The following is a 10,664-nucleotide window of genomic DNA, read 5'->3' as shown; positions in this document are numbered from 1 at the left end:
TTCGTTGCACTGCTTTATAGGTGGTGTTTCCGGTATTGAGATCAGGAAAGATGAAGACTGTCGCCTGGCCTGCGACAGGGCTATCTGGTGCCTTCTTGGCAGCAACGCTTTCAATTGCCGCGGCGTCATACTGCAAGGGGCCGTCTATAATCAAATCTGGTCGTGCTTTTTGGGCAATAATGGTTGCTGCACGAACCTTTTCAACATCAGCGCCGCTGCCGCTAGACCCAGTGCTGTAACTAATCATGGCGACTTTGGGCTCTATACCAAAAGCGCGGGCAGAATCTGCGCTTTGAATCGCGATATCTGCAAGCTCTTCTGCGTTCGGTTCAGGATTGATTGCACAGTCACCATAAACCAGAACTTGCTCGGGTAGGCACATAAAGAAGATCGACGACACTACTTTCGCGCCAGGGCTCGTTTTGATGAGCTGTAGGGCTGGTCGAACGGTGTTCGCCGTGGTGTGAACAGCGCCGGAGACCAGTCCATCAACCTCGTCAAGCGCGACCATCATGGTCGCAAGAACAACGTTATCTTCAAGTAACGAGCGAGCCATATCTGGTGCGAGCCCTTTATGTTTTCGAAGCTCAACCATGCTTGCAACATAACGCTCTCGAACATCGTCTGGGTTGATCACCTGAATATCTTCATGGAGCTTTAAGCCTTGTGCTTGAGCGACCGCCTCAATCTCGACTGGATCGCCAATCATGACGCAGTCTGCAATCCCCCTTTCTTGGCACGCAATCGCCGCCGCAACGGTCCGAGGTTCATTCCCTTCTGGTAAAACGATACGCCTGTTTGCTGAGCGCGCATTCACAGTAAGCATATGACGAAAAGCGGGTGGAGAAAGACGTGTTTTACGTTCTTTCTCGCAAAGGTGTTCGAGCCAGTCCAGATCGAGATATTCTGAAACCATGCTCACCACGCGCTGCATGCGTGGCTCATCATCGCTCTGTACAACGCGATTAAGGTTTGCGAGCGCAGCGGCTGCAGCAAAGGTATCAAGTTCGGTAGAGAGCAGAGGCAGGCCTGCTCTGAGTGCGGGCCCACAGAGCGCATGAATGCGCTCATTGATCGCAGAGTCACTCGTCAATAAAATGCCTGCTAACGGCGTTCCAGTGAGGCTTGCCATACATGCGGCCATGATCGCGTCACTCCGATCTGAAGGCGTAACGACGAGGGCGCCTGGCACAAGGCGAGGTACAATGTTATCTATCGTTTTTGCGGCGAAGACTATTTCCTGAATGCGGCGTGTGTCATGTTCGCCTTCACTAATCGCATTGAGCGAAAGTGAGTGCTGTAGATCAGAGACGCGTGGTGCAGAGAGCTCTTTCAAGAATGGGACGGCACCAATAAGACGGAAGTTGTCGGTGTAAATAGGCAGCTCCGAATATTCCGCTACTTGGCTGGAAAAGTCGTCGGCCTCAATATCTCCGGCCTTGTTGAGTATGACACCTAATACATCAGGGTCTTCGCTACCTGAATAAAGTGACGCTGAAACCTTAAGCAGCTTGTTAAGCGCGTCTGCACTTCGATTTTGAGGGTCCGTAACAAGAATGACTTGTGCGTCAAGATTTCGTGCGATATCGATGTTTAGTCGAGCGATGTATGCTTGTGACCGATCGTTTGGTATTCCTTCTACGACAACGACATCGCAGTTCTCGGATGCAATCTGAAAGTTGGCAATCACGCGCTCCATCAGCAAACCGCTCTTGTTTTCGCTCATGAGGGTCTGCGCCTCTGGAAGCGAAATTGTCTGTGCTGGCGTCACCTTGTTAAGCATTTTCGCAAAATCACGAGAATTGTCGGGATGGCTTAATTGGTAATCAATGGGTTGAAAAACACCAACACGGACGCCGATCCGCTCAAGTGCGTAAACTAAACCATAGGTGATTGACGTCAACCCGGATTGCACGTTGGTTGGAGACAAAAAGAAAGCCTTGCTCATTCGGTGTATCCTTACTTAATTCTTACAGAGTTCTGCGCTTTGGGAGGCAATCATCCACTCTTCGTCAGTCTTAGTAACGAATATAGGGAGACTGCTGTTGTCGTTAATTGGAACAATATCGTGTTCAATTTTATTGTTTCGGGAGAGGTCGAGCTTGAACCCAAGACCCGCGAGCAGTGTGACCGTTTTATCGCGAATACGCGTAGCGTTTTCTCCGATACCGCCCGTAAATATTAAGCCGTCTACGCGATCAAGCGAGACCCTCATGCCGCTGATGTGTTTGGCTAATCGAAAGCAGAACATATCAATGGCGAGTGCTGCATCGTAGTCACCTTCGTTTGCGGCCTTTTCTAATGTGCGCATATCATTCGAGAGTCCGGATACGCCAAGTAAGCCGCTTTGTTTATTTAACAGCGTGTCTATCTGTTCGCCCGAGTAACCTTGTCGAAGCAGATAAGCAAAAATACCGGGGTCGATATCACCGCTCCGTGTTCCCATGACGAGCCCCTCGAGCGGCGTCATTCCCATTGAAGTATCCACGCTATTTCCGTTTGAAATCGCGCACACGCTTGCTCCGTTGCCTAAGTGTGCGCTTATGAAACTGCAATTTGCTAATGGCTTGCCAAGGTGTTTAGCGGTCGCTTCAGCAACAAAGTGATGGCTCGTACCATGAAACCCGTATCTGCGAACGGAAAGCTCTTCATAAAGATGTTTGGGTAGTGCGTAACGAAAGGCGCACGCTGGCATGGTTTGGTGGAATGCCGTGTCAAACACCGCAACTTGTGGCACTTCTGGATACGCTTTCGACAAAAGCTCTATACCCATAAGGTTGGCTGGATTATGCAATGGGGCAAGTGGAGTGCAATCACGAATTGCTGCAATCACAGTTTCGTCAACGATACTTGCTTTGTTGAAATGCTCTCCACCATGGACAACCCGATGCCCAACTGCTAATAGCTGAGATCTTAGCGAGAACGGTTTTTCAAGTGTGCTTAATATATGCTGAATGATGCTGCCGTGGTCGGCGTATGGAAGCTCGATGTGATTCTGGCTTGAGTCGCTAAATTCGATTTTTGCTCGCGCCTCCTCACTTCCAAGCGCTTCCGCAAGTCCGGTGACGAGCGCATTTCGATTATCTTGGGAATATAAAGCAAATTTCAGCGACGAGCTGCCGCAGTTGATAACGAGTATTTTATTTTGCATATCAGGGATACCGCTTCCTTACACTGACAGCCAGTATATTAAAAACCGCTCGCTTCGGCTGCGAGAGCGGAACATTCGTAGTACGTGTCGTTTATAAGCTGGGGGTCTAAACCTATCTCTGCAAGGCCTTCCCAGTCGATTTCATCGACGCGGCCCTGTTCAAAAAGCAAGGTTGAGTTAATGATTAAGCCCTGAGGCCCCGTTCGATCTATGAGCGCCTCGCGCATCGATTCCTTTACGGGAATTTGCTCAATGAGCTCCACGATTGGGACATCAAAAAACGCATCCAAGCAGCTTAAAAGACCAGATGTGTAATATTCAGTTTGCATGCTCGGATCGATTTGTTGCGCAAGCTTCTCGCAAGTCAAAGCGCGAACAATAGCAATATATTGAAGAGCATCTGGTTTATTGTCGAGTTTGCTGAGCGCGAGCAGCGTAGCCCAGCTGCGCACTCGATTAATCCCAAGCAGCGCAACAGCAGAATTGATGGAATCAATCTCTTTAGTTCGACGATACGCTGCGGAATTAATCAAACGCAGTAATTTATAGCTAATAACCGGATCTTGAGAAATGATATCGCTAATTCGTTTGACGTCTGTCGTGGGGTCTTGAAGCTCGGCAACGAGACCCAGTACTGCAATTTGATTGGTCGCAAGTTTTTGACCATGCATTATCTCGGGCTTCGCTAAAAAGTAACCCTGAAAAAGTTGAAATCCCATCGCCTTACATGCTTCAAACTCTTTGTGCGTTTCTACTTTTTCGGCAAGCAGCGTGAGGTCAAAGGGTTTTAAGTAGTCAACGGTGTTTTGGATATCACTTAGTGTTTGTCCGAGAATGTCGACTTTTACGATATCAATGTAGGGCAGTAGCGGCTTGTATTGCGGTGCCCTGACGACATCATCTAAAGCGAGGGTATAGCCAATTTTCTTCAGCTCGATAACACGTTTAATAAAGCTTGGTGTTATCTTTACGTGCTCCAGAATCTCGATGACGATCGAATGGGGGTCAAAGATGGGGCGTTCCATTAAAAGTTCGCCGGAGAAGTTAACAAAAGCCGGGGCGCCGCCCGTCACAAACTGCAAATCGCTTTCGGTGAAAAGGTTTAGTAAAACATTGGATGTGGCACTGAGATCACAAAGAATATTTGCGGCGTTCTGCTCATTGTCGCGAAACAGCAGCTCATAGCCATAAATTTCTTTATTCGCATCGTATATTGGTTGCCGCGCCAGCAGCACATCGTCTTTCTGCATAAAACCTAATTAAGCGGCCGTTCGAAGCTTCGATGGCGAGTTGACTGCTAGTATTCAAGAGTATGTAGTTAAGTGTAGCTGACCTTTTGCCTTGTGAGAGCGGCTAGAGTAGAAAAAATTGCAATAAATGCATGTAACATTCGAGGTAACGACGTTGTTTGAGGAGATAGCGCAGCGGGTGCTTAGCAGCTTGCACTTGCTAAGTGCAAAAACATCCATCTGGTAGAAAAAAGAAGTGGCGTCCCCTAGGGGAGTCGAACCCCTGTTACCGCCGTGAAAGGGCGGTGTCCTAGGCCTCTAGACGAAGGGGACGCATAGGTACTTCGTCGAAGTGGCGCGAATATTAGGGACTTTGTTTTTTGAAGTCAACAAAAAATATTCACCACTGTGCAAATTACTGTATTTGATTCACGCAGGCCTTTAAATTGTTCGCGGTGTAGTCAAAGCTGGCTAACATTCCTTTGTTTTCAATGAGCTTAAAGTATTGGATTGCGACATCAAAATGCGAATCAGGCGTTTCTAGTAGTACCTGGTCGATGTTGAATGTCGCATTAACGCGCAAGATGATTTCATACCGTAGTTTGTTTTCACCGGCGCAAAAGTAATAGGGGTATTCCAAAAGGTCTTTTGCGGGCGCACCCTTTGCCTCAAACACTAATTTGGCACAGCGCGCATAGTTACTATTAACCAGAGAATAGGCATTAAGGATACCTTCTTTGTCGAGCAACTCGTATATCTCTATTACGCGTTGTTTCGCCTTTTTTTGCCCAAAAGGGAGCGTGTTGATCGCATCGTTTTGCGGTATCCCTCTCTGGGCGAGCTGAAGCACCGTTAGCTGCTCAATAGTGAGCATTGTGCATGAGATAAAGTCATGTGGGATGTCTGGGTTTGCGCGCTGATCTGAACGTGCGAGCGCAGTATTGCACTGTAACGCTAGTAATACGAGGAACAGGGCGATGCCCGGCGATACGAAGTGGAGCAAGTTTAAATCCAGCTGATTGAATGCGTGAAGAGCGAAGACTACCCAAAGTTCTGCCCGCCAACCAAACCTTTATGGATAAATGGCGGCCAACGCTTCGCTAATTGTCGAGTACTTAAAACTATAGCCCAAATTATTCAAATATTCTGGGGTCACGGTTTGACTGTCTAGTAGGAGTGCTGCGCGCTCTCCAAAAATAAGATTGACGACGAAAGCCGGCATGGCGAAAAACCTTGGTTTATCGAGTGATTTGGCAAGTGCATCGCTGAACTCGCGATTGCTCACTGGTGAATTCGAGCACATATTGACAGGCCCTGCTGCAGCCTCGGAGCCAAAGAGCAAGTGAATGATCCCGACGGCATCTTCTACATGAACCCAAGACATCATTTGTGCACCATTGCCCATGGTCGCCCCCAGACCCAAGCCAAAACTAAGTTTTAGCTTTTGGAGCATCCCTCCTTGCTTGGCAAGCACGATACCGGTCCTTAACATGCATGTTCGATCTGATCTGACGTGAGTTGACGCTTCTTCCCAGTCACGGCATAGCTGAGCGGAGAAGCCTTCACCGTTGCCACTTGCCTCGTCAAACGTTGTTGTGGGCGATGACGGATAAAAGCCTATGGCAGAACCGCTGACCAACGCCTCGAAGGGTCTTGGCAAAGTACGTGACAGCGCGGCGAGCTCTTCTGTTATACCGATCCGACTAGCGCGAAGATTCTGCTTTCGTTGCATTGTCCAAGGTTTGTCGACGATAGGCTCTCCACTCAGATTAAGGCAGTAACGGATCGTACTTTTCGCCGGAATCTGGGTGAAGCTCGAAATAACTTCCACTTTCCTTCCGATTTTAGCAGTAACGGTCTTCGGCTCTTGACGGGAGAGAACGACAACCGAAACCTCGCTCGGCAGTGATCGGATAAATGCACTGCCAATTAGGCCGGACCCGCCAGTTATTAAATAATCAATGTCGTGTTTCATTTTGCTTACCTTGCCTTCAAATCAAGCGACTGCCAGATCTAAGGTTCAGATCGGTATTGGCTCGTGTTCTCAAATGCGTTTTCAAAGCAGGACCGACTAACTTTTTTCACTTAAGTACGCTGAAGCGGCTTCGTACATCGCATTTTCGATAGCAGGGTGTTGACCGACTGGTGGCAGCAAGTCGATCTTTAGCCCCAGTGTGTTTTCGTATTCTGAAATCATTCGGGGGACGTCTGTCTTAAGATGGCGGCCAATGGCCAAGAACAGCGGAAGAACCCGAACGTTTTGGAAGCCGTCTTGCTTGGCCTCAATGCACACTTCTTCCAGAGAGGGGGAGCTGAGCTCCATAAATGCCAAATCGGCTTCTTTAAAGCTCTCACGAACACGCTTAGTCATCTGATAAAACGCATCAGACCATTCTTTACTACTACTACCGTGGGCCAAAAGAATTAACTTCGTTTTCATCCTAAACTCTATTCCTTGAAGTTGATTAAGATATTGTACGCTGATTTATACGTTTATGGATCAACAGGGCTTGTTCGTTTGCGTCTACATTGCACGCTTTATAGCGTGTATTTTGTTGTTAGTAATCCATTTTCATCATAAGGGCTGTACATAACGTGGAACAATCTGTTGTATGGGCAATAAACGTGCATTGCTTTAGAATGTCGCACGTTTAGCCCAAATCTATTTAGGAAATATTATGTCGTTCAAGGGTACTCAGGACTACGTCGCAACTGACGATCTTCAAATGGCGGTCAATTCTGCGATCGCACTTCAAAAGCCTTTGCTCATCAAAGGCGAGCCAGGAACCGGTAAAACCATGCTAGCTGAACAGCTTGCAAGCGCCTTGGGTGCCAGACTAATCCAGTGGCATATCAAGTCCACAACTAAAGCGCAGCAGGGTCTTTACGAATACGACGCCGTTTCGCGGCTAAGAGATTCACAATTAGGTGTGGATCGAGTCCATGACATTTCCAACTATATCGTGAAGGGAAAGCTTTGGGAGGCCTTTGAAGCGGAAGAGCGCGTGATTTTGTTGATCGACGAGATTGATAAAGCGGATATTGAGTTTCCAAACGATCTGCTTTTAGAAATCGACAAAATGGAGTTTTATGTATACGAGACTCAGCAACGTATCGTTGCCAAGCAACGCCCGATTGTTTTGATTACGAGTAACAATGAGAAAGAATTGCCTGATGCGTTTTTACGCCGATGCTTCTTTCATTACATCGATTTTCCCGACGCGGAAACAATGGAGAAAATTGTTGATGTGCATTACCCAGACATCAAAAAGGATCTTCTTCGCGAAGCACTAGATGTATTTTTCGATGTGCGAAAAGTGCCAGGCTTGAAGAAAAAACCCAGTACCAGTGAGTTGATTGACTGGCTGAAATTGTTAATTGCTGATGACATCAGTGAGAGCTTGTTACGCGAGCGAGATCCGAGCAAGGCGATTCCTCCACTGTACGGGGCTCTGCTCAAAAACGAGCAGGATGTACAGTTGTTGCAACGCCTTGCATTTATGGCTCGCAGAAAGGGTTAAGCATGCTGATTGGCTTTTTCGAAGAGGTTCGACGTTATCGCGTACCAGCGACAATTCGAGAGTTGTTAGATCTGATCTCGGCACTGGATAATAAACTGGCTTTTGCATCGCTCGATGATTTTTATTATCTAAGCCGTCTGTGCCTGGTCAAAGATGAAAAGAACTTCGACAAGTTTGATCGAGCCTTCGAGAGCTATTTCAAAGGCATTGAAGCATTAGATGATCTTTTCAAAGAGCTAATACCTGAAGACTGGTTGAAGTCGGAGCTTGAGAAATACCTTAGTGACGAGGAAAAAGAAAAGATCGAGTCCATGGGAGGGTTTGATGAACTCATGGATGCTCTTCGCGATCGGCTTGAGAAACAAGAAAAGAAGCACGAGGGCGGCAACAGAATGATTGGCTCGGGTGGTACGTCACCTTTTGGGCAAAATGGCTATAACCCCGAAGGCGTTCGTATTGGTCAGAAGAAGGGTCGTCACGGCAAGGCTGTCAAGGTCTGGGAAAAACGGGGGTACAAGGATTTAGACGGCGATGTAACGCTGGGTATTCGAAATATTAAAGTCGCGTTGCGTCGTTTGAGAAAGTTTGCGCGTCAAGGCGCGGAAGATGAGTTGGATCTTGATGACACGATTCGTTCAACTGCGCGTAACGCAGGTTTTCTTGATCTTAAGTTGGTCCCAGAACGCCATAACGCGGTAAGGGTGCTCATCTTTTTCGACATTGGTGGATCGATGGATCCACACGTTAAGGTCTGTGAAGAGCTCTTCTCTGCTGCGCGTGTTGAGTTCAAACATATGGAGTATTTTTACTTCCATAACTTTATTTACGAGAGTGTTTGGAAGAACAATCTTCGACGAAGCAATGAGACGACATCTTTGTACGACATTCTCCATAAGTATACAGCGGACTATAAAGTACTTTTTGTCGGCGATGCATCGATGGCGCCATATGAAATTACTCAGGCTGGTGGCAGCATAGAGCACTGGAATGAAGAGGCTGGTGCCATATGGATGCAACGGGTCACGGAACACTTTGACAAAGTTGCGTGGATCAATCCGCTGCCTGAGCACTATTGGGGAGAGGGAGGTTCACTAGGGATCACAAAGAGTTTGGTCGAAGACCATATGTATCCCATGAGTGTCGAAGGGCTTGAATCGGCGATGAAGTACCTCAGCCGATAATCGTATTATTCAGTAAAATTCTGGTAACTTCCTAACTGCTTCACAGTGTTGATGGTCGATCTTGGTAGACTTGCGTTTAATTCTGCTCGACTTGAAGTTTTGATCATCAAATCAGGAACTTATATCTTGAAGTGCCACATGCGTTACGCCGTTTTTTTACTTTTCCCGTTGCTCGCTTTTTCCGCAATTGCGGCCGAGAGCGCAACCAACCCTCAGGTTGCAGAGCTAAAGAAGCAAGCCCAACAGCTGAAAAGCGATATCCTTTCGCTAAGCCAAGACCTCGCGGTGCTCGAAGAAGCCTTACTTTACCCTCCCGACGTCAAATTTGGTGTGTTTCTCAGCCTCACGGAGCGCACGCGTTTTAAATTGGACTCTATCGAACTCTTTGTTGATGATACTTTGGTTTCCTCTCATCTCTATCAGCCTGGTGATTTGCAGTCACTTTTAAACGGTGGTTTGCAGCAACTGTATATGGGAAGTGTGGCACCCGGAAAGCATAAGCTCACTGCAAGTTTCAACGGACAAGGGCGAACAGGCGGCTATTTTAAGCGGAAAAAAGCGCTTAACTTCGACAAGACGAATGAAGCGCGATTTATCCAGTTAATTGTGGCGGAGAGTCCCACAACCGGTGAACCTATTTTCAAAGTTAAGCAATGGTAGTGGGTTAGTTTGGTGGTGATGGGTTTATCGACTTATAGTTCGGCGCATACGTTTCTCCGCCTCGTTTTGTTGCTATCAATCAGTTTTGCGTTGACTCCTGCGCTAGCCAGTGACGCACTGCCGACTGAGATTAAGAAAGGCATGCTTGAGTATCACCTCGACCGAGAGGATTACTTTACCGTGCTAACGATGCTGCAGGCGGATGACCGTGATACAAACCCACTTCACGTCGCGTTGGCAGAGCAGCATCTCGGTTTGGCACAAAGCTATCCTCTTAAGACTTTAGAGCAACACATTAAAACCCTTAATGAGCGGGATCGCTCGCGATTGCGACTGGCCTCCTTATTATACAGGCAGGGTGATTGCAAAAACGCGCTCAAGCACCTTAAAGGTAAAGCGCAAGATCTGAATGGCGCACTTCAAAATCAACGTGCTTACCTTCGCGGGCAGTGCTTTATCGAGCTAGGTAATCACAACTTCGCTGCGCAGTCTCTGAGCAGGGCCTTGGAAGGAGAGTGGGCAGCTTCCGCCTATTACAATCTTGCCACTGATTACGCAGCAACGAGCCGTAACCCTCGCAGAGCCTTGCTGTCTTTGAAGGTTGCACGAGATATCAATCTCGGGGAAGGGCTTTCTGAGGTTGAACTGACAAACCGTATAAATCTCAGTGCGGGAGCGCTGTATCTGGATAACGGTAAGCCAGAAATGGCGAACGAGTTTTTTAACCAAATCGAGATGGACTCTATCTACGTTACGCAAGCGCTCTATTTGTCGGGTCTCGCGAAGAATGAGTTACAGGATTATCGGGGTGCGATCCAGTCTTGGCAGGCAAGTCTGCAATTTGGACTAAGCGCTCCGGGAGTTGCGGAGTCGCTCATTGCTATCCCGCATGCTCAGGCACTTTCTGGGTTTCAGACTCAGG

Annotated in this window: 10 protein-coding genes and 1 tRNA gene; 4 read left to right on the top strand and 7 right to left on the bottom strand. The window is 47.7% G+C overall.

Annotated features, from left to right (window positions below; all coding sequences use genetic code 11):
- From pta to A3750_RS11210, 7 genes are all read right to left on the bottom strand, one after another.
- Nucleotides 1-1,948 (bottom strand): phosphate acetyltransferase (gene pta, locus A3750_RS11240; RefSeq protein ID WP_068548270.1); only part of this gene is annotated, 1,948 nt, incomplete at its 3' end.
- Nucleotides 1,949-1,963: 15 nt separating this feature from the next.
- Nucleotides 1,964-3,151 carry an acetate/propionate family kinase gene (locus A3750_RS11235; protein WP_068466130.1) on the bottom strand — a complete coding sequence of 396 codons (1,188 nt, stop codon included), beginning with the start codon at nt 3,149-3,151 and terminating at the stop codon, nt 1,964-1,966.
- A gap of 38 nt (nt 3,152-3,189) precedes the next feature.
- On the bottom strand, nt 3,190-4,401 hold the full coding sequence (locus A3750_RS11230) for an EAL and HDOD domain-containing protein (protein ID WP_068457363.1): 1,212 nt from the start codon (nt 4,399-4,401) through the stop codon (nt 3,190-3,192).
- Between the two features lie 236 nt (nt 4,402-4,637).
- Nucleotides 4,638-4,713: transfer RNA gene (locus A3750_RS11225), tRNA-Glu, on the bottom strand.
- Nucleotides 4,714-4,795: 82 nt separating this feature from the next.
- Entirely contained in the window at nt 4,796-5,383 is a 588-nt protein-coding gene (locus A3750_RS11220; protein ID WP_156492485.1) for a hypothetical protein, read from the bottom strand.
- 69 nt (nt 5,384-5,452) lie between these two features.
- Nucleotides 5,453-6,355, bottom strand: a complete 903-nt coding sequence (locus tag A3750_RS11215) for a TIGR01777 family oxidoreductase (RefSeq protein ID WP_068466131.1) — start codon at nt 6,353-6,355, stop codon at nt 5,453-5,455.
- A 96-nt stretch (nt 6,356-6,451) separates the two neighbouring features.
- Nucleotides 6,452-6,820, bottom strand: a complete 369-nt coding sequence (locus A3750_RS11210) for a sirohydrochlorin chelatase (RefSeq protein ID WP_068456735.1) — start codon at nt 6,818-6,820, stop codon at nt 6,452-6,454.
- A 238-nt stretch (nt 6,821-7,058) separates the two neighbouring features.
- Here A3750_RS11210 and A3750_RS11205 point away from each other — a divergent pair, with 238 nt between their 5' ends.
- The 4 genes from A3750_RS11205 to A3750_RS11190 all read left to right on the top strand — a co-directional run.
- On the top strand, nt 7,059-7,901 hold the full coding sequence (locus A3750_RS11205; protein ID WP_068456738.1) for a MoxR family ATPase: 843 nt from the start codon (nt 7,059-7,061) through the stop codon (nt 7,899-7,901).
- A 2-nt stretch (nt 7,902-7,903) separates the two neighbouring features.
- Nucleotides 7,904-9,082, top strand: coding sequence for a VWA domain-containing protein (locus A3750_RS11200; RefSeq protein ID WP_068456742.1), 1,179 nt, complete (start codon nt 7,904-7,906; stop codon nt 9,080-9,082).
- A gap of 138 nt (nt 9,083-9,220) precedes the next feature.
- Nucleotides 9,221-9,742, top strand: a complete 522-nt coding sequence (locus tag A3750_RS11195) for a hypothetical protein (RefSeq protein ID WP_156498522.1) — start codon at nt 9,221-9,223, stop codon at nt 9,740-9,742.
- A gap of 18 nt (nt 9,743-9,760) precedes the next feature.
- On the top strand, nt 9,761-10,664 hold a 904-nt coding region (locus A3750_RS11190; protein WP_197475000.1), incomplete at its 3' end, for a lipopolysaccharide assembly protein LapB.

It is taken from the genome of Oleiphilus sp. HI0079, from assembly GCF_001635105.1.
Note: the sequence above shows the minus strand (reverse complement) of the source record. Positions and strands in the feature narration are given on the sequence as shown.

Excerpts from the sequence above, each read along its gene's own strand:
- A3750_RS11205 (WP_068456738.1), top strand. The coding sequence starts at position 7,059 with ATGTCGTTCAAGGGTACTCAGGACTACGTCGCAACTGACGATCTTCAA.
- A3750_RS11235 (WP_068466130.1), bottom strand. The coding sequence starts at position 3,151 with ATGCAAAATAAAATACTCGTTATCAACTGCGGCAGCTCGTCGCTGAAA.
- A3750_RS11195 (WP_156498522.1), top strand. The coding sequence starts at position 9,221 with ATGCGTTACGCCGTTTTTTTACTTTTCCCGTTGCTCGCTTTTTCCGCA.
- A3750_RS11200 (WP_068456742.1), top strand. The coding sequence starts at position 7,904 with ATGCTGATTGGCTTTTTCGAAGAGGTTCGACGTTATCGCGTACCAGCG.
- A3750_RS11215 (WP_068466131.1), bottom strand. The coding sequence starts at position 6,355 with ATGAAACACGACATTGATTATTTAATAACTGGCGGGTCCGGCCTAATT.
- A3750_RS11210 (WP_068456735.1), bottom strand. The coding sequence starts at position 6,820 with ATGAAAACGAAGTTAATTCTTTTGGCCCACGGTAGTAGTAGTAAAGAA.
- A3750_RS11230 (WP_068457363.1), bottom strand. The coding sequence starts at position 4,401 with ATGCAGAAAGACGATGTGCTGCTGGCGCGGCAACCAATATACGATGCG.